Origin of the sequence: Pseudomonas sp. LTJR-52 (assembly GCF_003691465.1) — a bacterium.
Lineage (GTDB): Bacteria > Pseudomonadota > Gammaproteobacteria > Pseudomonadales > Pseudomonadaceae > Chryseomonas > Chryseomonas luteola.
This window is the reverse complement of the sequence record NZ_CP033105.1, coordinates 2,949,910-2,974,700: the sequence shown is the minus strand read 5'-3', so window position 1 is coordinate 2,974,700 and position 24,791 is coordinate 2,949,910. Positions and strand designations below refer to the sequence as shown.

General features: G+C 52.0%; 19 protein-coding genes and 1 tRNA gene. 17 read left to right on the top strand and 3 right to left on the bottom strand.

Annotation, left to right across the window (positions count from 1 at the left end):
* Positions 1-19: 19 nt before the first annotated feature.
* A complete protein-coding gene (locus EAW52_RS13905) occupies positions 20-1,225 on the top strand; it encodes a PAS domain-containing sensor histidine kinase (RefSeq protein WP_019365173.1) in 1,206 nt (401 codons plus the stop codon).
* Positions 1,222-2,622 (top strand): sigma-54 dependent transcriptional regulator, encoded by a 1,401-nt coding sequence (locus EAW52_RS13900; protein ID WP_122042920.1) that lies wholly within the window; start codon positions 1,222-1,224, stop codon positions 2,620-2,622. The genes EAW52_RS13905 and EAW52_RS13900 overlap by 4 nt, the downstream gene beginning before the upstream one ends.
* A 29-nt stretch (positions 2,623-2,651) precedes the next feature.
* Here EAW52_RS13900 and EAW52_RS13895 read toward each other — a convergent pair whose 3' ends face one another.
* The 3 genes from EAW52_RS13895 to EAW52_RS13885 all read right to left on the bottom strand — a co-directional run bounded on the left by EAW52_RS13895 (position 2,652) and on the right by EAW52_RS13885 (position 5,779).
* A complete protein-coding gene (locus tag EAW52_RS13895) occupies positions 2,652-4,169 on the bottom strand; it encodes an amino acid permease (RefSeq protein ID WP_177411913.1) in 1,518 nt (505 codons plus the stop codon).
* A 271-nt stretch (positions 4,170-4,440) separates the two neighbouring features.
* Positions 4,441-4,516 (bottom strand) — tRNA-Asn (locus EAW52_RS13890).
* Positions 4,517-4,582: 66 nt separating this feature from the next.
* Complete coding sequence (locus EAW52_RS13885) at positions 4,583-5,779, bottom strand: amino acid aminotransferase (protein WP_122042918.1); 1,197 nt, start codon at positions 5,777-5,779, stop codon at positions 4,583-4,585.
* A gap of 297 nt (positions 5,780-6,076) precedes the next feature.
* On the opposite strand from EAW52_RS13885, the gene uvrB reads away from it, so the two are divergent.
* The 15 genes from uvrB to rfbD all read left to right on the top strand — a co-directional run bounded on the left by uvrB (position 6,077) and on the right by rfbD (position 24,691).
* The gene (gene uvrB, locus EAW52_RS13880; RefSeq protein ID WP_122042916.1) at positions 6,077-8,086 is read left to right on the top strand and encodes an excinuclease ABC subunit UvrB; all 2,010 of its coding nucleotides are present in this window, start codon (positions 6,077-6,079) and stop codon (positions 8,084-8,086) included.
* Positions 8,087-8,205: 119 nt separating this feature from the next.
* Positions 8,206-9,687, top strand: coding sequence for a glutamate--tRNA ligase (gltX, locus tag EAW52_RS13875; RefSeq protein ID WP_122042914.1), 1,482 nt, complete (start codon positions 8,206-8,208; stop codon positions 9,685-9,687).
* A 211-nt stretch (positions 9,688-9,898) separates the two neighbouring features.
* The gene (gene hisC, locus EAW52_RS13870) at positions 9,899-11,011 is read left to right on the top strand and encodes a histidinol-phosphate transaminase (RefSeq protein WP_122042913.1); all 1,113 of its coding nucleotides are present in this window, start codon (positions 9,899-9,901) and stop codon (positions 11,009-11,011) included.
* 16 nt (positions 11,012-11,027) lie between these two features.
* Positions 11,028-13,235 carry a bifunctional prephenate dehydrogenase/3-phosphoshikimate 1-carboxyvinyltransferase gene (locus EAW52_RS13865; RefSeq protein ID WP_256680829.1) on the top strand — a complete coding sequence of 736 codons (2,208 nt, stop codon included), beginning with the start codon at positions 11,028-11,030 and terminating at the stop codon, positions 13,233-13,235.
* The gene (gene cmk / locus EAW52_RS13860) at positions 13,232-13,918 is read left to right on the top strand and encodes a (d)CMP kinase (RefSeq protein ID WP_074825215.1); all 687 of its coding nucleotides are present in this window, start codon (positions 13,232-13,234) and stop codon (positions 13,916-13,918) included. The genes EAW52_RS13865 and cmk overlap by 4 nt, the downstream gene beginning before the upstream one ends.
* Positions 13,919-14,065: 147 nt before the next feature.
* Positions 14,066-15,745, top strand: coding sequence for a 30S ribosomal protein S1 (rpsA, locus tag EAW52_RS13855; RefSeq protein ID WP_010797902.1), 1,680 nt, complete (start codon positions 14,066-14,068; stop codon positions 15,743-15,745).
* 200 nt (positions 15,746-15,945) lie between these two features.
* Positions 15,946-16,227, top strand: a complete 282-nt coding sequence (ihfB, locus tag EAW52_RS13850) for an integration host factor subunit beta (RefSeq protein WP_019365163.1) — start codon at positions 15,946-15,948, stop codon at positions 16,225-16,227.
* 299 nt (positions 16,228-16,526) lie between these two features.
* The gene (locus tag EAW52_RS13845; RefSeq protein ID WP_122042909.1) at positions 16,527-16,745 is read left to right on the top strand and encodes a hypothetical protein; all 219 of its coding nucleotides are present in this window, start codon (positions 16,527-16,529) and stop codon (positions 16,743-16,745) included.
* A gap of 125 nt (positions 16,746-16,870) precedes the next feature.
* A complete protein-coding gene (locus EAW52_RS13840; protein ID WP_256680590.1) occupies positions 16,871-17,884 on the top strand; it encodes an SDR family oxidoreductase in 1,014 nt (337 codons plus the stop codon).
* Position 17,885: 1 nt separating this feature from the next.
* Positions 17,886-18,902, top strand: a complete 1,017-nt coding sequence (locus EAW52_RS13835; RefSeq protein WP_122042907.1) for a glycosyltransferase family 4 protein — start codon at positions 17,886-17,888, stop codon at positions 18,900-18,902.
* 37 nt (positions 18,903-18,939) lie between these two features.
* Positions 18,940-20,916: a nucleoside-diphosphate sugar epimerase/dehydratase gene (locus EAW52_RS13830; RefSeq protein WP_122042905.1), complete on the top strand. Its 1,977-nt coding sequence runs from the start codon at positions 18,940-18,942 to the stop codon at positions 20,914-20,916.
* A gap of 306 nt (positions 20,917-21,222) precedes the next feature.
* Positions 21,223-22,287 carry a dTDP-glucose 4,6-dehydratase gene (gene rfbB, locus EAW52_RS13825; protein WP_122042903.1) on the top strand — a complete coding sequence of 355 codons (1,065 nt, stop codon included), beginning with the start codon at positions 21,223-21,225 and terminating at the stop codon, positions 22,285-22,287.
* 60 nt (positions 22,288-22,347) lie between these two features.
* The gene (gene rfbA / locus EAW52_RS13820) at positions 22,348-23,229 is read left to right on the top strand and encodes a glucose-1-phosphate thymidylyltransferase RfbA (RefSeq protein WP_122042901.1); all 882 of its coding nucleotides are present in this window, start codon (positions 22,348-22,350) and stop codon (positions 23,227-23,229) included.
* Entirely contained in the window at positions 23,229-23,765 is a 537-nt protein-coding gene (gene rfbC, locus EAW52_RS13815) for a dTDP-4-dehydrorhamnose 3,5-epimerase (protein ID WP_010797915.1), read from the top strand. Before rfbA ends, rfbC begins: the two co-directional genes overlap by 1 nt.
* A complete protein-coding gene (gene rfbD, locus EAW52_RS13810) occupies positions 23,762-24,691 on the top strand; it encodes a dTDP-4-dehydrorhamnose reductase (protein WP_122042899.1) in 930 nt (309 codons plus the stop codon). Before rfbC ends, rfbD begins: the two co-directional genes overlap by 4 nt.
* Positions 24,692-24,791 lie beyond the last annotated feature (100 nt).

Below are 24,791 nucleotides of genomic sequence, written 5' to 3'. Positions count from 1 at the left end.
ATTAAACAGAGAGTACCGCATGAGTTCATCTGTAACGCCGGTTCCTTCTAATACGCCTTCTACGGATGACGTCAGACGAACACTTGAGCAGGCTAGTGTTCTGTTTGAGCCCATCTCCGATCTGTTCAATGAGCCGTATGGCTGGCTTGAAGATCGTCTATCGGATCTGAAAGGTGAGCTTGCACGCGAAACCGCCCAACGTGTTCAGGAGTTGGCAGAGAAGGAGCGGCTGGCTAACCGACTGCAAAGTCTTCTCGATATTCTTCCGGCCGGCATCATCGTTCTGGATGGGCAGGGCGTTGTCTGCGAGGCCAATCCTATTGCAGTCGATCTACTAGGCGAGCCGCTGGTAGGAACGCTTTGGCGGGACGTTATCGGTCGCTGCTTCGCGCCTCGCAAAGATGATGGGCATGAGGTATCACTCAAAAGTGGTCGTCGGGTGTCATTGGCGACACGCTCGCTGGACGGTGAACCCGGTCAGCTCATCATGCTGAGCGATATGACTGAAACACGCCGCCTTCAGGAGCAGTTGGCTCGCCATGAGCGCTTATCCTCCATGGGGCGCATGGTTGCTTCGCTTGCACATCAGATTCGTACACCCTTATCTGCCGCCATGTTGTATGCAGGTCACCTGTCTGAGCGATCCCTACCATTCGAGCAGCAGCAACGATTTGCCGGCCGACTCAAAGATCGCCTCCATGAGCTTGAGAATCAGGTTCAGGATATGTTGATCTTTGCGCGCGGTGAGCTGCCGCTCAATGATCGAGTTTCTCCCGTTCAGTTGTTCGCTGCCATCCAATCAATTGCCAATCCCTACCTGGAAGATCTGCAATTGCGATGGCAATGCGACGCATTTGTAGGAGAAGTGCTTTGTAACCGGGACACCTTTGTAGGTGCCGTCATGAATGTTGTCCATAACGCTGTGCAGGCCGCAGGCAAGACCGCGCGGTACAAGATTCACGCGTACGCCAGGCAGGACACCCTGAGGTTGTCCATCAGTGACAGCGGCCCCGGTATGACCGTTGAAACGGTAAGGCGACTTGGCGAGCCATTTTTCACCACCAAACCCATGGGAACCGGCCTTGGCATGACTGTAGCCAGGACCATAGCCAAGGCTCACTACGGTGACCTGTTGATTCGCTCCAGGCCAGGCAGGGGAACCTGTATGACATTTGTCTTGCCGCTTCATGGACCGCGACTGGTGCTGATGGAGAATCCCCTATGAGCGCTCGTATTCTGCTGGTAGAAGACGATGCGGCCCTGCGCGAAGCACTGGAGGATACGCTAGAGGTCGGTGGCTTCGATTTCGACTCGGTCGACAGTGCAGAGTCTGCACTGGTAGCACTGGGTCAGAGCGCTTATGGGCTGGTCATCAGTGATGTGAACATGGGCGGCATGGATGGTCATCAGCTCATGGCATGTATTCAGCAGAGACAATGGCATATACCGGTCCTGCTGATGACCGCGTTTGGCTCCATTCAGCGTGCTGTGGACGCTATGCGGCAAGGCGCTGTGGATTATCTGGTCAAGCCATTCGACCCTCGGGTGCTGCTGGAGCGAGTCGAGCGCTATGTAAGCCATTCAGCCGCTGATGAACAAGACAGCCCTGTTGCCCAGGAGCCGGCAAGTCGTCAGCTCCTGGCCTTGGCGGCCCGGGTTGCAAAAAGTGACTCAACCGTGCTGATTTCTGGCGAATCCGGTACAGGGAAAGAAGTATTGGCTCGTTATGTCCATCTGCAATCAACGCGTGCAGCTGGACCTTTTGTAGCCATTAACTGCGCAGCCATCCCAGATAACATGCTTGAAGCCACCTTGTTTGGTCATGAGAAGGGCGCTTTTACCGGTGCCATCGCCTCACAGCCAGGCAAGTTCGAATTGGCTGATGGAGGCACCATCCTGCTGGATGAAGTATCCGAGATGCCACTAGGGTTACAGGCCAAACTTCTGCGGGTGCTTCAAGAGCGAGAAGTAGAGCGTGTTGGTGCGCGCAAACCCAAGCAAGTGGATATTCGAGTATTGGCAACCACCAACCGGGACCTTTCCTCTGAAGTAGCCGCCGGGCGCTTTCGAGAAGACTTGTATTATCGACTGTCTGTTTTTCCCTTGGCATGGCGACCGCTTCGTGAGCGCCCTGCGGATATTCTGCCGCTTGCAGATCGGCTTTTGAAAAAGCATGCCGCCAGGACAGGGCAGAGCGGTATTGTGTTTTCGGAAGGAGCTGCAAGGCTGCTTCAGCACTACGGTTGGCCGGGAAATGTTCGCGAATTGGATAATGCGGTTCAGCGAGCCTTGATTCTGCAGCAGGCGGGTACCATTGAGCCTGAAGACCTATGCCTTGACGGTGCTCCCGGATTTTTTGCGCGTGATATCGCTCCGCCAGTGGCTGCAGTCAAAGCGCCTTTAAGTTCTACCGCTCTTGATGAATCACTAACTGCGGGAGCGTTGGGGGATGACCTGCGTCGTCGTGAATTCGAGGTCATCATGGAAACGTTACGTGCTGAGCGAGGAAGGCGTAAGGAAGCGGCTGATCGGTTGGGTATCAGTGCACGCACCCTACGTTACAAGCTTGCACAGATGCGTGAAGCCGGTATTGATATCGAAGCCTATCTCTATGCCAGCTAGACCCCGGCCGTGAGCCGGGGTCAAAGGTGTTAATCGCCAGAGCTCAGGTCCATCTCTTTGTACCGAACCAGTCGGCTGCGGTGCTTGAAGCGGTAGCCCAGCCAGATCAGCAGGAACAGAGGAATGCTGATGTAGGTTGCTGCCAGACCTGCCCAGTCGATCTGCTCGCCAATAAGCGCCGTGTAGTTCTGCCCCATGGTAATGAATAGGCACAGAGCGAACGCAAGAAGCGGCCCGAAGGGGAAGAGTTTGGCCCGGTAGGGCAGGTCTTCGAGTCTTCCACCCTGAGCGACATAGCCTTTGCGGAATCGATAATGGGAAATGGCAATACCCAGCCAGGCAATGAAGCCACACATGCCTGAGGTATTCAGAAGCCAGGTATAAAGCACCTTATCGCCAACAATCGAAGTCAAAAAGCACAGGGCGCCTACCAGTGTAGTCGCGTACAGAGCATTACGTGGAATGCCGTTTCGCGAGACCTTGGCAAACAGGCGGGGGGCTTTACCCTGCTCGGCCAGGCTAAACAGCATGCGCGTCGAGGCGTACATGCCAGAAGTTCCGGCAGAAAGAATGGCAGAAAGAATGACAGCATTCATGACGCCAGCTGCAGCAGCGAAGCCTGCACGTTCAAACAGCAGCGTAAACGGGGAAACGCTAATGTCACTGGCTTCGTTTTGCAGCAAGCGTGGGTCGGTATAAGGGATTAGCATGGCAATTACAAAAATCGCCAGAATGTAGAACATCAGGATGCGCCAGAAAACCTGGCGGATAGCGATCGGAATGTTCTTTTTCGGATTTTCGGACTCACCTGCTGCCACGCCAATCAGCTCGGTTCCCTGGAAAGAGAAGCCCGCAATCATGGCCACGCCTACCATGGCCTGAAGACCACCCACGAAAGGCGCTTCACCAAGCGTGAAATTGGAGAAACCTGGGGCTTCAACGCCGTGCATGATGCCAAAGATGCTGGCTAGACCAATGCCAATAAAGATGACTACTGTCAGGACCTTGATCAGGGCAAACCAGAATTCGCTTTCTCCAAATCCGCGCGCTGAAAAGACATTGAGCAGGAACATCAAGGCAAGAAAGCCCGCGCTCCAGATGATTCCGGGAACATCCGGAAACCAGAAGCTCATGATCAGCTGCGCAGCGACAAGCTCGGCTGCAATCGTCACCGCCCAGTTATACCAATAGTTCCAACCCAGGGCGAAGCCAAAACCATCTTCAACGAAGCGGCTTCCATAGGTGCTAAAGGAACCTGAGACGGGCATATAGGCCGCCATCTCGCCGAGGCTCGTCATGAGGAAATACACCATCAGACCAATCAGGGCATAGGCGAGCAGGGCACCACCAGGACCTGCTGAGGCGATAGTCGCGCCTGACGCAACGAAAAGTCCTGTGCCGATAGAGCCCCCAATGGCAATCATGTTCAGATGCCTGGGTTTTAGTACCCGGTTCAGGTGGGGCTTTTCCGCCGTGGTGGCTTGCTCTGCTGTAAATTGCCCCTGCGAGGCGGTCGGTTGTTCCGGAGGGAGGGAGACGGCAGTCATAAACAAAAGGTCCAACTAGGGCAGCAAGGGTCTGGTGATAGGTTCCAGACTCGGATAGTGCTCACCGGTATTGCCAGTGAAGGGTTTTACAGTGCAGGCGACTGGCTATGGCAGCACCTGATTGCAAAGCAGAGTTTGCAAAAAGGGCGGGAGTGTACAGTAAAAGGAAAACACGGGGCGCTTGATCGCCATTGAATTTCTGCATGAACGCTACCGTATGAGGCCTGGATGCGCCCATAAAAAAACCCAGCCACTGGCTGGGTTTTGAATTTGGCTCCGCGACCTGGACTCGAACCAGGGACCCAATGATTAACAGTCATTTGCTCTACCGACTGAGCTATCGCGGAACAACGAAACGTATCTTACTGATTGCTAAGGAGAAGTCAACACTTCTCCTTAGACAAAAAACACGCTTAGAGAACTTCGGCGATAGCCTTGATAACCGCGTCCAGATTGTTCCTGTTCAGTGCCGCTACACAGATTCTGCCAGTTCCTACCGCGTAGATACCAAACTCAGCTTTCAGGCGATCAACTTGGTCGGTCGTCAGCCCTGAATAAGAGAACATGCCGCGCTGTTCATTGACGAAGCTGAAATCGCGTTTGGCACCGGTTGCACTGAGTCCTTCCACCAGGGCGTGGCGCATGCTACGAATGCGATCACGCATTTCTGCCAGCTCGGCCTCCCACATTGCGCGTAGCTCTGGATCGCGCAGAACAGTCGCAACGATCGTGGCACCGTGCGTCGGCGGATTGGAGTAATTGGTGCGTACCACACGCTTGACTTGCGACAGCACTCGAGCGGTTTCCTCGCGATCGGCCGTTACGATCGAAAGTGCGCCGACGCGCTCGCCATAGAGAGAAAATGATTTTGAGAACGAGCTAGAAACGAAAAAGGTCAGACCTGATTCGGCAAACAGGCGGACAGCTGCAGCATCTTCCTCGATGCCATCGCCAAATCCCTGATAAGCGATATCCAGGAAGGGCACGTGCTCGCGCGTCTTGATGACTTCCAGCACTTCCTTCCAGTCGTCCAACTGCAGATCGACACCGGTCGGGTTATGGCAGCATGCATGCAATACCACAATGGAATGCGGAGGAAGGGCGTTAAGGTCTTCCAGCAGGCCGCCGCGGTTCAGACCATTCGTGGCGGCATGGTAGTAGCGATAGTTTTGTACGGGAAAGCCTGCCGCTTCGAACAGGGCGCGATGGTTCTCCCAGCTCGGATCACTGATGGCTACCGTGGCATCAGGCAGGAGACGCTTGAGAAAATCAGCGCCAACCTTTAATGCACCGGTTCCACCCAATGCCTGAATGGTAGCAACACGGCCTTCACTGATCAGTGAAGAGCCCTGACCGAACAGCAGGGTTTGCACTGCTTCGTCATAAGCGGCAATACCGTCAATGGGCAGGTATCCACGCGGCGCGCGGGCTACAACGCGTTTCTTTTCCGCTTCTTCCACGGCGCGTAGCAGGGGGATGCGGCCCTGCTCGTCGTAATAGACACCAACGCCCAGGTTGACCTTGGTAGGGCGGGCATCGGCATTGAAGGCTTCGTTTAGGCCCAAGATTGGATCGCGGGCAGCCATTTCGACGGCAGAGAACAAACTCATTGTGCGCAAGCTCGATTTAGAAGAATGAAAACACGCACAAGACCCGATTGCCGTTGTGCGCAAGCGGGGAGACAGTATAGCGGGCATCGTCTGTCGGGGCGACAAAAAACAGGTCCCGCCTGGCAGTAACTAGACTAATGTTCAATGCTTGAAAAATATGCTGTCAGGACGCATCTAAAAGAGTCTGGATAGCAATGTCATTCCAGGAGTACAGACAACGAAACGCTGGGTTCGTGTTGGTTATTTGGGGTGCATCTCGGGCAGGATGGCTCTCTGCACCTCCTCTTGAGGAAGCTCATGTCTGCATTTCAATTGTCTACACGTTATACCCCGGCTGGTGACCAGCCGGAGGCGATTCGCCAGATGGTCGAAGGGATCAATGCTGGCCTGTCACATCAAACCTTGCTGGGTGTGACCGGTTCGGGCAAAACCTTCAGTATCGCCAACGTCATCGCTCAGATTCAGCGACCCACGATCGTGCTGGCACCCAATAAAACATTGGCGGCTCAGCTGTACGGCGAATTCAAGGCCTTTTTTCCTGATAATGCCGTCGAGTACTTCGTCTCTTACTATGACTACTATCAGCCAGAAGCCTATGTGCCTTCCTCGGATACCTTTATCGAGAAGGATTCGTCAATCAATGATCACATCGAGCAGATGCGACTGTCGGCAACCAAGGCATTATTGGAGCGCCGTGATGCAATCATCGTAGCGTCAGTATCCTCCATCTACGGCCTGGGCGATCCCAAGGCTTACCTCAAGATGGTGCTGCATCTGGATCGCGGAGACCGTATCGACCAGCGCACGCTGCTACGGCGTCTGACTGAATTGCAATATTCGCGCAACGATATGGAGTTCTCCCGTGCAACGTTTCGGGTGCGCGGTGATGTGATCGATATTTACCCGGCTGAGTCTGACCTTGAGGCTATTCGCGTAGAGCTATTTGATGACGAGGTGGAAAATCTTTCTGCCTTCGATCCCTTGACGGGGGAGGTCATCAGAAAGCTGCCGCGTTTTACCTTCTATCCCAAGACGCATTACGCCACGCCACGCGATACGCTGCTTGAGGCCATTGAGCATATCAAGGCGGAGCTCAAGGATCGGCTGGAATTCCTGCGTACGCAAAACCGCCTGCTTGAGGCGCAGCGACTTGAACAGCGAACCCGCTTTGATCTGGAAATGATCATGGAGTTGGGTTACTGCAATGGCATCGAAAACTACTCACGGTATCTGTCCGGGCGTGCTCCTGGTGAGCCGCCGCCAACCCTGTATGACTATCTACCTCCTGATGCGCTGCTGGTGATCGACGAATCTCACGTAACCGTGCCGCAGATAGGGGCGATGTTCAAAGGCGATCGCTCACGCAAAGAGACGCTGGTCGAGTATGGCTTCCGACTGCCTTCGGCTCTGGATAATCGCCCGCTGCGATTCGAGGAGTGGGAAGCGGGGAGTCCGCAAACCATATTTGTATCAGCAACGCCAGGGCCTTATGAAGCAGAGCATGCCGGCCGTGTTATTGAGCAGGTGGTGCGCCCGACAGGCCTGGTCGATCCGGAGATTGAAATCCGCCCGGCAACGACGCAGGTAGATGATCTGCTTTCTGAAATCCGCTTGCGAGTAGCCAAGGATGAGCGTGTCCTGGTGACAACCCTTACCAAGCGCATGGCTGAAGACCTGACGGACTATCTGGCCGATCATGATGTTCGGGTTCGCTATCTGCATTCTGACATCGATACGGTAGAGCGGGTCGAAATCATTCGCGATCTCCGAATGGGAACGTTCGATGTGCTCGTCGGTATCAACCTGCTCCGTGAGGGACTGGATATGCCGGAGGTTTCGTTGGTTGCCATCTTGGATGCTGACAAGGAAGGCTTCTTGCGTTCAGAGCGTTCTCTTATCCAGACGATTGGTCGTGCAGCACGTAACCTGAGCGGCAAGGCGATTCTCTATGCCGATTCGATGACAGGCTCCATGCAGCGTGCCATTGATGAAACAGAGCGGCGCCGAGCCAAGCAATTGGCCTTTAACGAGGCTAACGGTATTGTGCCCAAGGGAATCAAGAAGGATATTCGCGATATCATGGAGGGTGCGGCTGTTCCGGGTGCCCGCGGTAAGCGTCGTGCCGCCAAGGCAGCCGAGGGCAGCGGTCGTTATGAGGCCGAGCTGCGTTCGCCGGCGGATATCACCAAGCGGATCGCTCAGCTTGAAGAGCGTATGCTCAAGTTGGCGCGTGATCTGGAATTTGAAGCCGCAGCCAAACTGCGTGATGAAATCCAGCAACTGCGTGAGCGCCTCATGACGGCTTGAGTGAGTGTCAAACACAAAGGCCCGGTCCTAAAGCCGGGCCTTTGTGTTTTCGGCGCTGGAAGCCAAGGCTTGCCCGCTGCTACCATCTCCTTTTGTATTGTTCTGTGTCGAGACCTCCCATGACCACTGTTCGCACGCGTATCGCACCGTCGCCTACTGGCGATCCCCATGTCGGTACCGCTTACATCGCCTTGTTCAATCTCTGCTTTGCTCGTCAGCATGGCGGTCAGTTCATCCTGCGTATCGAGGATACCGATCAGCTTCGCTCTACGCGTGAGTCTGAACAGCAGATCTATGATGCGCTACGTTGGCTGGGTATCGAATGGGACGAGGGTCCTGACGTAGGAGGTCCACATGGGCCTTATCGCCAGAGTGAGCGGGGTGAGATTTATAAGAAGTACTCCGACGAGCTTGTCTCCAAGGGACATGCGTTCCCATGCTTCTGCTCGGCCGAGCGTCTGGATCAGGTGCGTGCCGAGCAGACGGCCCGCAAGGAAACGCCCCGTTATGACGGACACTGCATGCATATCGATCCTGCCGAGGCGCAGCGTCGTATTGCTGAGGGTAAGTCTCATGTCATACGAATGAAGGTGCCAACAGAAGGCATCTGCGTCGTGCCGGATATGCTGCGCGGCAATGTCGAAATTCCGTGGGACCGCATGGACATGCAGGTTCTAATGAAGGCAGACGGCTTGCCGACATACTTCCTGGCTAACGTGGTCGATGACCACCTGATGGGCATTACTCACGTTTTGCGTGGCGAAGAGTGGCTGCCTTCCGCGCCCAAGCTCATCAAGCTGTACGAATACTTTGGCTGGGAGCAACCTGCACTGTGTTATATGCCGTTGCTGCGTAATCCAGATAAGAGCAAACTTTCCAAGCGCAAGAACCCGACGTCCGTAACGTTCTATGAGCGTATGGGATATTTGCCCCAGGCCATGCTGAACTACTTGGGCCGGATGGGTTGGTCAATGCCGGACGAGCGTGAAAAGTTCACGTTGGCTGAAATGATCGAGCACTTCGATATCAATCGTATCTCGCTTGGCGGCCCCATTTTCGACATTGAAAAACTATCTTGGCTAAACGGACAGTGGGTCCGTGAGCTGAGCGTCGAAGCGTTTGCTGCCGAGGTGCAGAAATGGGCGCTCAATCCTGACTACTTGATGAAGATCGCGCCTCACGTACAGGGGCGTGTTGAAACCTTCAGTCAGATTGCACCGCTGGCCAGTTTCTTTTTTGCCGGCGCTTTGCCACTAGATGCGGGATTGTTTGCTCACAAGAAGCTTTCTCCAGATCAGGTGCGGCAGGTAATGCAGCTGATTCTCTGGAAATTGGAATCGCTACGGCAGTGGACCAAGGATAATATTACAGCATGTATTCAAGGTGTAGCCGAGGGACTTGAGCTCAAGCTGCGAGACGTGATGCCATTGATGTTTGCAGCTATCACTGGGCAGGCCAGCTCCGTCTCGGTCCTTGATGCTATGGAGATTCTTGGTCCCGACCTCACACGCTTCCGCTTGCGTCAGGCCATAGAGCTGCTCGGGGGGGTATCCAAGAAAGAAAACAAGGAATGGGAAAAGCTCCTGGCTACCTTGGGGTAATAGAAAAGGGCGACGTGAGCAATTACGGCGCCCTTTTTTCTGGCCTTTTGAAGTGGCTGATTACCTTGCATCAAGGTGATGAGCATTACTCATGTAGATCGGTTGTTGTTGAGTAATCCAGCGCCTTGGGCTGGGTTCCCGCGGCTGCATGGTCTACCATGGCGCCCATTCGTTTAATGGGTGCCGGGAGTCCGGCCATTATGAGGTTACAATGAGCTGCGATTTTCTAGCGCAAGCCCTGCCAGGCGTGCAGAAACTTTCACCTTATGTTCCAGGCAAGCCAGTCGATGAGTTGGCGCGCGAATTGGGACTGGATCCTCAGCGTATCGTCAAGTTGGCGAGCAATGAAAATCCATTAGGCCCGAGTCCCAAGGCAACTGAGGCGATAAGAGCCGAGCTGGCTGAGCTGACACGTTACCCGGATGGCAATGGGTTTGAGCTCAAGCAGAAAATTGCCAGTCGATGCGGCGTCAATATCGATCAAATAACCTTGGGCAACGGTTCTAACGATATTCTCGAGCTGGTTGCACGCGCTTACCTAGCTCCTGGTCTTAATGCGGTATTTAGCGAGCATGCATTTGCCGTATATCCTCTGGTGACGCAGGCAATTGGTGCCGAAGGTCGTGCAGTTCCCGCCGTGAATTGGGGGCATGATCTGGATGCAATGCTCAAGGCTATCGACGAGCATACGCGAATCGTCTTTTTGGCTAATCCCAATAACCCAACAGGTACCTGGTTTGGTCCACGCGCTTTGGCGGCCTTTCTGAAGGCAGTACCCGAGAATGTGTTGGTGGTGCTTGATGAAGCCTATATAGAGTATGCCGAGGGAGACGAGTTGCCGGATGGTTTGAGCTATCTGGCGGACCACCCCAATCTCATGGTTTCACGTACATTCTCCAAGGCTTATGGCTTGGCCTCGTTACGGGTGGGGTATGCCATTTCTTCAGTGCAGATTGCGGATGTATTGAATCGCGTACGACAGCCATTCAATGTCAACAGCCTTGCCTTGGTTGCAGCATGCGCGGCTATGGATGACGCTGATTACTTGGCTAAAAGTCGTCAGGTCAATGACGAGGGAATGGCTCAGTTTGAACAGAGTTTTCAGCAGCTGGGACTTTCCTGGATTCCTTCCAAGGGAAACTTTATCGCCGTTGATCTCGGGCAGCCGGCCGCGCCTGTTTATCAGGCATTGCTGCAAGAGGGTGTGATTGTCCGTCCGGTCGCTGGATACGGCATGCCAACATTCCTTCGTGTTTCTATTGGTACGAAAGAGGAAAACAGTCGTTTTCTTGAGGCGCTTGCCAAGGTGCTGGCTCGTGGTTGAATCGCAAAAAGTCCCCCTGTTTGGTCGTCTCGTCGTAGTAGGACTTGGACTGATTGGCGGCTCGTTTGCCAAGGGCATGAAGGAGAGCGGCCTGTTTCATGAAGTGGTCGGCGTAGATCGGGATAGAGAAACACGGCGTCTAGCGGTTGAGTTAGAGGTTGTTGATAGCGCTGAGGCAGAGCTGGCCGTTGCTTGTCAGAATGCAGACGTTATCCAGTTGGCGGTTCCCATTCTTGCCATGGAACGAGTCCTTGCAGAGCTTGCGGCTCTCGACATCGGCCAGGCTGTGCTAACCGATGTTGGGAGTGCAAAAGGCAGCGTTGCCCGGGCAGCCAGAAAGGCCTTTGCCGGCAAAGCGTTCCGCTTCGTCCCAGGGCATCCAATCGCTGGTTCTGAAAAGAGTGGTGTTACGGCGGCTAATGGTCAGCTATTCAAGCGGCACAAAGTCATTCTTACACCCCTTGATGAGGCGGATGCTGAGGCGCTTGCAAATATTGATCTACTTTGGCGGGCACTGGGTGCTGACGTTGAATACATGACGGTTGACCACCATGATGAGGTGTTGGCTGCAACCAGTCACTTGCCGCATCTGCTGGCTTTTACCCTGGTTGATTCGCTTGCCCAGCGTAGTGAGAACCTTGAGATATTTCGTTATGCCGCTGGTGGCTTTCGAGACTTCACCCGTATCGCTGGCAGTGATCCGGTCATGTGGCACGATATTTTTCTAGCCAACCGGGAAGCCGTACTGCGGACACTGGATACATTTCGTGACGACCTGGATGCATTGCGTCAGGCTGTCATTACACAGGATGGGCATCAGCTGCTGGGTGTCTTTACCCGCGCCCGGGTTGCCCGCGAGCATTTCGGCAAAATACTGGCCCGCCGGGCCTATGTGGACGCTATGCAAACTAAAGATCTTACCTATATCGCCAATCCTGGCGGCTCGTTGTCCGGACGCGTTCGAGTGCCCGGAGATAAGTCCATTTCGCATCGATCAATCATGCTGGGCTCCCTGGCGGATGGAACGACAGAGGTGGAAGGGTTCCTTGAGGGTGAGGATGCCCTCGCTACGCTGCAGGCGTTCCGTGATATGGGGGTCGTCATCGAGGGGCCCACCAATGGTCGTGTAACCATTCATGGTGTGGGATTGCATGGCCTCAAGGCGCCTGCAGGTCCGCTATACTTAGGAAACTCAGGCACCTCAATGCGACTGTTGTCCGGGATTCTTTCCGCTCAGGCATTTGATACCACCCTGACCGGTGATGCCTCGCTCTCCAAGCGCCCCATGAACCGGGTTGCCGATCCATTGCGGGAGATGGGGGCTGTTATCGAAACAGCAGAGCAGGGACGGCCACCGATGACCATTCGCGGCGGACAGAAGCTCAAAGGTATCCATTACGACATGCCCATGGCCAGCGCCCAGGTTAAGTCCTGCCTATTGCTGGCAGGCCTGTATGCCGAAGGGGAGACATCGGTTACTGAGCCTGCTCCGACGCGTGATCACACCGAGCGAATGTTGCAGGGGTTTGGTTATCCGGTGACGGTAGAAGGTAATGTGGCAAGAGTGCGCTCGGGCTCCAGGCTCACTGCCAATCGTATCGAAGTACCTGCAGATATTTCCTCGGCAGCTTTTTTCCTGGTGGCCGGAAGCATTGCGGAAAACTCCGAGTTGGTTCTTGAGCACGTGGGTATCAATCCTACTCGTACCGGGGTCATCGATATCCTGCGCCTGATGGGTGGCGACATTACGCTTGAGAATCAGCGTGAGGTAGGGGGAGAACCTGTAGCTGATCTGCGCGTCCGTTCAGCTACGTTGAAGGGAATCGAAATACCGGAAGCGTTGGTGCCGCTGGCAATTGATGAGTTCCCGGTTCTGTTTGTTGCCGCCAGTTGTGCTCAGGGGCGTACCGTTCTGCGAGGTGCGGAAGAGTTGCGTGTCAAGGAATCTGATCGTATTCAGGTCATGGCTGATGGTTTGAAAGTACTGGGTGTAAGTGCTACTCCTACGCCTGATGGAATCGTGATCGAGGGCGGCTCCATGGGTGGCGGAGAAGTGGAAAGTCATGGTGATCATCGCATCGCAATGGCGTTTAGTGTGGCCTCGCTGCGAGCGAGCGCACCGATACGAATCCGTGATTGTGCAAATGTTGCAACTTCCTTTCCCGGCTTTCTTGAACTGGCAGCTAAAGCTGGGATTCGTGTGAAAGAAGAGGCTTCCGTATGATGAGTACCGCTCCGGTTATTACAGTCGATGGGCCTGGAGGCTCTGGGAAGGGCACTATCGCGGCACTTCTTTCCCGCCGTCTGGGCTGGAATCTGCTGGACTCCGGAGCGCTTTATCGCCTGCTGGCCTTCGCAGCGCGCAACCATGGCGTTGACCTGACGAATGAGGAATCACTCAAGGCGTTGGCAGCGTATCTGGACGTGCAATTCCAGGCTGGGCATGAGCATGGTCAGCGCATTGTCCTAGAGGGGGAGGATGTTACCGACTTCATTCGAACCGAAGATATCGGGGCAGGCGCTTCACAGGTGGCGATCCTGCCGGCTGTACGTGAAGCGTTGTTGCAGCGACAGAAAGCCTTTCGCGAGGCGCCTGGCCTTATTGCGGATGGTCGGGATATGGGAACCGTGGTTTTCCCAGATGCGGAATTAAAGATATTTCTGACCGCTAGCGCCGAAGAACGCGCCAGACGGCGCTATCTTCAGTTGAAGAAAAAGGGCGAAAGTGTTACTTTGCCGGGTCTCCTCGAAGAGATTCGTGAGCGCGACGAGCGTGATACTCAGCGCACCGTCGCTCCACTCAAGCCGGCAGATGATGCCATTGTCCTGGATTCGACGAATCTCTCGATTGAACAAGTGCTCGACCACATCCTCGCATTGGCCGCCGAGCGTGACCTGGCAGGATGACAGCCAGATTATCCTATCCTGGGATATTTGGTGAAGGCAGGCAGGAACCAGTCTCAACCTGTCTGCTGGATATTGATAACGAACCCCGCATTGGCTGGTGATGCGGTAGATCGGGTGCATCGTGTACCCAACATTACAGGTATAAACATGAGCGAAAGCTTCGCAGAACTCTTTGAAGAAAGTCTGAAATCCCTCGACATGCAACCGGGTGCCATCATCACAGGTACTGTGGTTTCCATCGATGGTGACTGGGTAGTTGTCGACACTGGCCTGAAATCTGAGGGTCTTGTTCCGCTCGAGCAGTTCTACAACGAACAAGGCGAGCTGACCATCAACGTGGGCGATGAAGTCCATGTAGCTCTCGATGCCGTGGAAGACGGTTTCGGCGAAACCAAAGTGTCTCGCGAGAAAGCCAAGCGCGCTGAGTCCTGGCTGGTCCTGGAAGCTGCGTTCAACGCTGACGAAGTGGTCAAGGGTGTTATCAACGGTAAGGTCAAGGGTGGTTTCACTGTTGACGTTAGCGGCATCCGTGCTTTCCTGCCAGGCTCCCTGGTTGATGTCCGTCCTGTGCGCGACACTGCCCACCTGGAAGGCAAAGAGCTGGAGTTCAAGGTCATCAAGCTTGACCAGAAGCGCAACAACGTTGTTGTTTCTCGCCGTAGCGTTCTTGAGGCTGAGAACAGTGCCGAGCGTGAAGCGCTGTTGGAGTCCTTGCAGGAAGGTCAGCAGGTTCGTGGTATCGTCAAGAACCTCACCGACTACGGTGCGTTCGTTGATCTGGGCGGCGTAGATGGCCTGCTCCACATCACTGACATGGCATGGAAGCGTATCAAGCATCCTTCCGAGATTGTTAATGTTGGTGACGAGATCGACGTTAAGGTTCTGAAGTTTGATCGCGAGCGTAACCGCGTATCCTTGGGCCTGAAGCAGCTGGGCGAAGACCCATGGGTTGCTATCAAGGCGCGTTACCCAGAAGGTACACGTGTTCAGGCTCGTGTTACCAACCTGACTGATTACGGCTGCTTCGCTGAGCTAGAAGAAGGCGTTGAAGGTCTGGTACACGTATCCGAAATGGATTGGACCAACAAAAACATCCACCCGTCCAAAGTCGTACAGGTTGGCGACGAAGTGGAAGTTATGGTTCTGGATATCGACGAAGAACGTCGTCGTATCTCTTTGGGTATCAAGCAGTGCCGTCCGAACCCATGGGAAGAGTTCTCCGGTCAGTTCAACAAGGGCGATCGTATCTCCGGTACTATCAAGTCCATCACTGACTTCGGTATCTTCATTGGTCTGGATGGTGGCATAGACGGTCTGGTTCACCTGTCCGATATTTCTTGGAACGAGCCGGGCGAAGAAGCCGTACGCCGCTTCAAGAAGGGTGATGAGCTGGATACCGTTATCCTGTCCGTTGATCCTGAGCGTGAGCGCATTTCTCTGGGCATCAAGCAGTTGGAAGACGATCCGTTCTCCAGCTACGCTGCTTTGAACGAGAAGGGCACCATCGTTCGTGGTACTGTGAAGGAAGTTGACGCCAAGGGCGCCATCATCACTCTAGGCCATGAGATCGAAGGCGTTCTGAAGGCTTCCGAAATCAGCCGTGACCGCGTTGAAGATGCGCGTAACGTTCTGAAGGAAGGCGACGAAGTTGAAGCCAAGATCATCAGTATCGATCGTAAGAGCCGCGTGATCAGCCTTTCCGTCAAATCTAAGGATGTTGACGATGAGAAGGAAGCGATGACTTCCCTGCGTAACAAGCAGGAGCCGAGCGCAGGCCCGACTACTATCGGTGACCTGATCAAGGCGCAGATGGAAAACCAGGGTTAATCACCTTAGGTTTTCTAAGAAAAGGGTGGCTTAGGCCACCCTTTTTTATTGCCTGAAAAAAGCTTCTCAGATCTAAAGGGTTGTATGTCTAGCGTCAAATAAATTTACAGCCTTTTGTTGGCTACATGCTTTTCAAAGCCAAGCGGTCATGCTAAAAGAGTTAAAAATGATCTAGCCGCTTGAAAAAGAAGGAAAATTCCATGACCAAGTCGGAGTTGATCGAACGTATCGTTTCGGAGCAGGGGCAGCTGTCATCTCGCGATGTTGAGCTGGCTATCAAGACAATGCTTGAGCAAATGGCTCAAGCGCTTTCAACCGGAGATCGTATTGAAATACGAGGCTTCGGCAGCTTCTCTTTGCATTATCGTTCACCTCGTACAGGTCGAAACCCTAAAACAGGGGAATCTGTAACGTTGGATGGAAAATACGTTCCGCATTTTAAGCCGGGTAAAGAGCTTAGAGACAGGGTTAATGAGCTTTAGGTAAAGCTTGGCATTATTCGGTTTCTAGGTTTAAGGCATGGTTTATTGCTGATGTATTAGCGAGCGGCTTTTATGCTCGTTTTTGAAAAGCTCGTAATTGATACAGCAATATCAGAGTTTGTTTGGGAAAGATGTCTGCCTGTATTTTGACTTTTTCCTGTGCTGAATCATAAAATTGGCACTTTTAAAAAAATCAAGTATTTTTTTATTTTTTTATTGGACATATCTCTCGCTTTAAGCAAGAATCCTCACGTCTGGTCGCTCATGGCCTCGAAGTCCACGCTAGTGAGGATGTCATCATGCGTCATTACCTGTTTATTTGGCTCGGTATCGCTGCCTGTTTTGCCTTTATACAAATTGACCACGCGATGCTTGCCGTATTGAGTCTTATGGTTAGCTGGGTGGTGGCGCTGTTTGTTAAACCTTCTGTTCAGCGTGATACGTTTTCATCTATGTATATGAGTGATGCCTTGATTAAAGTTGAATCATCCATTACATCCAACATTAAAAGCGCCTAAATACGTATTCTAAAAAAAGCCCAGCCTAAGGTTGGGCTTTTTTGTGCCTGTTATACAAGTATTGTAGGTGGCAGGCCATGAGCGCTGGTAAACATGCTGACTGATATTTTTGTGACTCGTGTAAGATGGCTGTAGGGGAAAACAGTCAAGAGAAGCGGGCAGTGCAAGATAGTGCGACGATAATAGAGCGTTCTGGGGTACTCGTTACAGGGGCGAATGGATTTGTTGGGCGTGCAATTGCCCAGCAGCTAAGGGAGCAAGGTGTTTTCGTTCGCACTGTTGTACGCCAATCTCGAAGGGATTCATACCCGAATGAGCTAGTCCGCATCATTGATGGCGATACCTGTTGGGCTGATGCCTTCGAAGGAATCGATACTGTTATTCATGCTGCCGCACGTGTCCATATTATGCGAGAGTCAGCAGGTAAGTCTGATGATGAGTTTTATCGTATCAATGTGGCAGGTACGCTAAATTTAGCTCGACAGGCACATAGTGGCGGTGTCAGGCGCTTCATTTTCTTAAGTAGTATCAAGGTAAACGGCGACTTTACGCATCCAGGAGTGCCATTCAAGGCGAACGATATTCCCAGCCCTTCTGATGCTTATGCGCGTACTAAACTACAGGCGGAGAAAGAGCTCCTGCAATTAGGGGGGTGTACCGGTCTGGAAGTTGTCATCATTCGTCCTCCATTGATTTATGGGCCTGGTGTCAAGGCAAATTTCAGAAGCATGCTGAAGTGGACCGCCTCTGGGGTGCCTTTACCTCTTGGTGCTATACACAATCAGCGCAGCCTTGTATCGCTCGATAATTTAACTGACCTGATTTTTCTGTGTATAAAGCATCCTGCCGCAGCGGGTAAGGTTTTCCTTGTTAGCGATGGCGAGGATATCTCTACAGCGGAACTGCTTCGTATTTTGGCTCAGGGCATGTCTCGCTCTCCAAGGCTCATTCCTATTCCTTCAAGTTGGTTAAGTGGCGTTGCGCGTTGTATTGGTCGTAGGGATCTGGTTGTCCGGTTATGTGGTTCGTTGCAGGTTGATATTTCTAAAACGTCTGAAATATTAAACTGGGTGCCACGATATAGGACCCGTGATGCTTTAATTAAAGTTGCAAAAGCTTATCTGGAATCAAAGAACTAAGATGGTTTTGTGGATTTTTCCGGCTGCTATCATAGTTGCCTTGTTGGGAACGGCCGCATTGCGCCGCTATGCATTAGCTCGTCAAGTAATAGATATACCCAATGCACGAAGTTCTCATACTACGCCTACTCCACGTGGGGGAGGGGTCGCTATCGTTCTGGTATTTCTGTTCGCGCTCCCCTTACTTGCAAAGCAAGGTCTAATTTCTACCGATGAACTTATTGGTTTTTTTGGCAGTGGCTTTCTGGTTGCGTTACTTGGTTTTATCGATGACCACCGGCACATTCCTGCCCGATGGAGGCTTTTAGGACATTTTGCTGCTGGATGCTGGGGTGCTTTCTGGCTTAACGGTCTGTCTCCCCTGGAGCTGGGATCACTGTATTTAGCAGCGGGTATCATGACTCAAGCTATTGCAGTGTTTTACCTAGTCTGGTTGCTTAACTTGTACAACTTTATGGACGGTATTGATGGCATTGCTAGTGCTGAGGCGATATGTGTCACCTTGGGTGGTGTGCTTTTATATATCTTGACGGGCCACATGGATGCAGCCTGGTTACCCGGATTGCTTTGTTGTGCGGTGCTAGGGTTCTTATTCTGGAATATGCCCCCTGCTCGTATATTTATGGGGGATGCAGGCAGCGGGTTCCTAGGCATTATACTTGGACTGATGTCAATTCAAGCTGGATGGTTTAAGTCCGAGCTGCTATGGGCTTGGTTGATTTTGCTTGGTGTCTTTGTCGTTGATGCTACTTGGACCTTGCTTCGACGTCTGTTTCGGGGAGATAAGGTCTATGAAGCTCATAGAAGTCATGCTTATCAATGGGCTTCACGTCACTTTGCCAGCCATAAAGTGGTAACGTTGAGTGTCATGGTCATCAACGCCTTATGGTTATTACCATGTGCGCTATTGGTAACCTTTGAATACATAACAGGTTTTTGGGGGCTTGTTATTGCTTACGCCCCCTTGCTGGTTTTGGCTATACGCTTTAGAGCCGGCGAAAAAGAAGCGCGATCGTAGCTGATCGTTTGCGATTGTAGTTAAAATAGAGGTAGGCATGCGTGAGCGACTGGTTAAGCTGAATCGCCGTACGAAGCGTCTGATACAGGTCAGCGTAGATCTGCTGCTTATCTGGCTTGCGCTTTGGTTAGCTTTTTATATTCGGCTTGGGTCGGCCGGAATGATAGAGCCTTTTGGCGGGCACGCTTGGCTCTTTGTTGTGACGCCTATTATCTCTATTCCTTTATTTATTCGCTTTGGTATGTACCGAGCGGTCATGCGGTATTTGGGTAATGACGCACTATTAGCGATTACCAAGGCTGTTACGCTTTCAGTCTTGATTCTTTCACTGGTGATTTATTGGTATCGCGACCTTCCCGAGATAGTGCCGCGTTCCATGATCTTCAACTATTGGATATTGAGTCTTTTATTCGTGGGCGGACTACGCCTAGCTCTGCGTCAGTATTTCTTGGGAGATTGGTATGCTGCCGTGCCGTTTATTAAACAGCAGGACAGCCTCGTTCGCGTAGCCATCTATGGCGCAGGTTCTGCTGGAAATCAATTAGTAGCTGCGCTGCGTATGGGGCGCGTGATGCGCCCGGTGGCCTTTGTTGACGACGATAAAACGATTGCCAATCGGGTTATTGCAGGTATCCAGGTTTACTCGCCTAAACATATTCAACAAATGATCGATGATACTGGTGCCGAGGAAATCCTACTGGCTATCCCCTCCGCTAGCCGAGGGCGACGGAAAGAAATTCTGGAATTATTAAAAGCTTTTCCATTACATGTTCGTAGCGTACCCAGTGTTGCTGACCTGGCTAATGGAAGGGTAAAGGTCGAGGATATTCAGGAAGTAGATATTGCTGATCTACTCGGACGTGATTCCGTAGCGCCCAGACAAGAATTATTCGATCGATGCATTAGAGGGCAAGTTGTTCTGGTAACAGGTGCAGGCGGGTCGATCGGCTCCGAACTTTGCCGACAAATTATTAAAACATTACCGCAAACACTTCTTCTGTTTGAGCAGTCAGAGTTCAACCTTTATACGATTCATTCCGAGTTAGAGCAGCGTATACAGCGAGAATCATTGCCGATTATTTTAATCCCTATATTGGGGACAGTGCGTAATGCCGAGCATATGCTGCATGTGTTAGGTACGTGGGATGTCAATACGATCTATCATGCTGCAGCCTATAAGCATGTGCCTATGGTGGAGCATAATATTGCCGAGGGCTTCCTTAATAATGTCATCGGTACCTTGTATGCCGCGCAGGCCAGTATTCAGGCAGGGGTGCAGAACTTTGTCCTCATTTCTACCGACAAGGCCGTTCGTCCTACTAATATTATGGGTAGCACGAAACGTCTATCGGAAATGATCCTGCAAGCCTTGAGTCGTGAGCAGGCGCCTGTCTTTATCGGTGATAAAAACGCAGTTCATCATGTTAACAAAACTCGCTTTACAATGGTGAGGTTTGGAAACGTACTGGGATCGTCTGGCTCGGTCATTCCGCTGTTTAGAAGTCAGATCAAACAGGGCGGTCCTGTTACAGTGACTCATCCCAACATAACTCGTTTCTTCATGACGATACCTGAGGCGGCACAGCTTGTTATACAGGCCGGCTCAATGGGGGAAGGGGGCGATGTATTCGTTCTGGATATGGGGGAGCCGGTCAAAATTGTTGAACTGGCAGAAAAAATGATCAACCTCTCTGGAATGACGGTACGTTCGGAAAGTAATCCTTATGGTGACATAGAGATCATTTTTACTGGTTTAAGGCCCGGTGAAAAACTCTATGAGGAGCTTTTGATCGGCGATAACGTAAGCCCAACCGAGCATGCCATGATTATGCGTGCCAATGAAAAATATCTGCCGTGGGATCGTTACAGCAAAGTACTTATGGAATTGATGGCCTGCATTCATAGCGAGGACTATTCCCGGCTGCGACAGCTTCTACGGGAGACGGTGGACGGTTACGCTCCAGAAGGGGAAATTGTCGATTGGCTTCACCTGCAGCGTCGTCGTGATGCCTGATCCAGAGACGCTAAAAGCTTTTCATAAAATCGCCCCAAGAGATCTTGATCGCTGTAATTTGATCTTCTCCACACAAAATCTCGACGGTCCTGTGTACGGTTGAACTTTTCAAAGGGAAAGCTGTTTAACTCGAGTCTTCGTCGCAACACAAAGCAGTGACGAGTCATGCAGTACGTTGTTGCTGTGTAATGATGCCGCTTGCAGGCTGCGAAAAGCTCGGGTCGGTAAGTTTTCCATGTGTTTTTCTGCAGCTAGTTCTCTATGGGATCTATCGTGCGGGAAGTTTAACTATCAGGCAGGTTCAGGATGAAAGTTCTGGTAACAGGTGGTGCGGGATTCATTGGGTCTGCAGTGGTCCGCTTTCTAATCAATGAAACCGATTGTCACGTTGCTAACATTGATAAGCTGACTTATGCAGGCAATGTGGAGTCTTTGAGCGAAGTCTCAACGTCCGATCGGTACGAATTTCATCAGGTCGACATCTGCGATAAGACTGCTCTAGAAAAAGTATTTACCTCTTTTAAACCAGATGCAGTCATGCATTTGGCTGCTGAATCTCACGTTGATCGCTCCATTGAGGGGCCAGCTGAGTTCATTCGTACCAATGTACTTGGTACGGGCACATTGCTTGAGGTAGCTCGTGCCTATTGGTCTGGTCTTGAGGGCGGAGCCAAGCAAGCATTTCGTTTCCATCATATCTCTACCGATGAGGTATTTGGTGACCTGCACGGTACGGATGACTTGTTTACCGAAACGACACCTTATGCGCCAAGCTCTCCCTATTCAGCCAGCAAGGCGGGCAGTGATCATCTGGTACGCGCATGGGGACGCACCTATGGATTGCCGGTGCTGATTACTAATTGCTCGAATAACTATGGACCGTTCCACTTCCCGGAGAAGTTGATTCCCCACGTTATTCTGAACGCCATGCATGGCAAGCAGTTACCCGTATATGGTGACGGCTCGCAGATCCGCGATTGGCTATTCGTTGAAGACCATGCCCGTGCGCTCTACACCGTTGTAACCAAAGGTGTTGTAGGTGAGACCTATAATATTGGCGGACATAACGAAAAGCGTAACCTGGAAGTGGTAGAAGCTATTTGTGATTTGCTCGAAGAGCTGGCGCCTGAGAAGCCAGCTGGTATCACAGCATACCGAGATTTGATTACCTTCGTGAAAGATCGCCCAGGCCATGACCTGCGCTATGCAATTGATGCCAGCAAGATTGAGTCGGAGCTTGGTTGGGTTCCGCAGGAAAGCTTTGAAACAGGGCTTCGCAAGACAGTCCAGTGGTACCTCCACAACCGTTCCTGGTGGCAGCGCGTTCTTTCTGGTGCTTACCGTCTCGAGCGATTGGGTGAAGCTGTTTAATTTCAGCCAGGGTTAATTTGTATTTAGATCCTTAAGCCTATCGATTGAGAGGGACGCGTAATGAAAAAGTATAAAGGGATATTATTGGCGGGCGGTTCGGGTACCCGTTTGCATCCCATCACACTAGGTGTTTCTAAACAGTCTCTGCCTGTCTATGACAAGCCGATGATTTACTACCCATTGTCTGTACTGATGCTGGCAGGTATTCAGGAAATACTAATTATTTCTACACCAACGGACTTGCCAGGTTTTCAGCGTATGCTTGGCGATGGCAGTCAGTTTGGCATCAAGCTGAGTTACGTCGAGCAGCCAAGCCCTGATGGATTGGCTCAGGCGTTCATTATCGGCGCTGATTTTGTGGGTGACGATAATGTTTGTCTGGTCCTCGGCGATAACATTTTCTATGGTCAAAGCTTTACTCAAACATTGGTAAGTGCCTCGACACGTGAAAAGGGCGCAACGGTATTTGGTTATTACACGGCTGATCCAGAGCGTTTCGGTGTCGTTGAATTCGATGAAAATGGCAAAGCCATCAGCATCGAAGAGAAGCCTAAAAAGCCTAAGTCCAATTATGCAGTGACTGGTCTTTACTTCTACGATAACGACGTACTTGAAATTGCAGCCAATATCAAGCCGTCACCGCGTGGTGAGCTTGAAATTACCGATGTCAATAATGAGTACTTGCGTCGTGGCGATCTGAACGTTTCCGTTCTTGGCCGCGGCTTCGCTTGGCTTGATACCGGGACTCATGATGCGTTACTGGAGGCTGGGCATTTTGTCCAGACCATCGAAAAGCGTCAGGGCCTAAAGGTTGCCTGCCTTGAAGAGATCGCCTTTCAGAAAGGGTGGGTTACTCGCGAGCAGGTAGCGCTGCAGGCCGAGGCCCTGAGCAAGACAGGCTATGGTCAATATCTGGCCCGCTTGATTGCAGGAGATCGATGATGGAAGTGATCGATACGATCATTGCAGACGTAAAGATCATTCAACCGCGAGTCTTTGGCGACTCGCGGGGGTTCTTTTTAGAAACGTTTCAAGCCGATCGCTATGCGGAGCTGGCAGGCATAACGTTGCCTTTTGTGCAGGACAATCATTCACGCTCAACGAGAGGTGTGTTGCGTGGCCTGCATTTTCAGCGAAGCCGTCCGCAAGGAAAGCTCGTTCGTTGCGTGAAAGGCGAAGTGTTGGATGTGGCTGTTGATATCCGCCAGGATTCGCCTACGTTTGGTCGCTGGGTTGCGGAAATTCTTTCTGAAGATAACAAGCGGCAGCTTTGGATTCCGCCAGGGCTTGCTCATGGTTTCGTTGTTCTTTCTGAGACAGCGGATTTTGAATATAAATGTACTGACTATTATGATCCTTCCGCTGAAGGATGCTTGATCTGGAATGATCCTGATTTGGGTATTGACTGGAAGATCTCTGATCCTCAGTTGTCAGCCAAGGATGCTCAAGGCCTACGCTTGGTGGAGCTTTATAAATGAGAGTCATGGTCGCAGGGGGAAATGGTCAGGTAGGACAATGCCTGATTGATCGCTTGAAGCGCAGTGACTTGGCGTGGGAGGCGCATGGTCGTGCCACGTTGGACATTGCAGACGAGCGCTCTGTGGCCGAGCACCTGCAGCGTTTCAAGCCATCTGTGCTTATAAACGCTGCAGCCTATACTTCAGTTGACAAGGCGGAAATGGAGCCTGATGTGGCGGCACGCGCCAATATCAAGGGTCCTGCTACGCTAGCCAAGCTTTGCCGTGAGCATGGCTGTTCGATACTACATATCTCTACCGATTATGTATTTTCGGGCGATGCTTCCGTTCCGTATACACCTGATGATCCCGTAGGGCCATCAGGTGTATACGGGGCGACCAAGCTGGAAGGCGAGTATCGTATTCAGGATGCCTGTCCAAATCATGTCATCATGAGAACGGCTTGGGTGTTTAGCGAGCATGGAAATAACTTTATGAAAACCATGCTCCGTCTGGCCTCGGAGCGAGACAAGCTACAGGTAGTAGATGACCAGCAGGGGACGCCAACTTATGCGGGACATATTGCAGATGCCTTGCTTTTAGTGGCTAATCGTATCTCCACTATTGATGATTCCAGGTTATTTGGTCTCTACCATTATGGGGGTAGCGATGCTGTTACCTGGTGTGGGTTCGCGCGGTATATTCTTGATGTTGCGCTTGAGAAAGGGCTTATCAATAAGCTTCCCAAGGTGAATGGAATTACGACTGCTGACTTTCCTACACCAGCGCGTCGTCCCTCCTATTCGGTGCTGGACAGCACGTTGCTTAAGAAACGGTTTGGTATTGATCCAAGCGATTGGAAGGCAGGGGTTAATGACTCCCTTAATGCATTGATAGCTGCGAGTGCTGTTCGCGCGAAAAATGCGCCCAATCAGGTAAGTGCGTAACAGTAATATGTAATGCTGCCAGTAGTTAGCCTTTTTGATAAGGCGTGAGTGGTTGGTAGCATATGCATTTAATTTGGAGCGAGGCCAAGGATACAGGCTT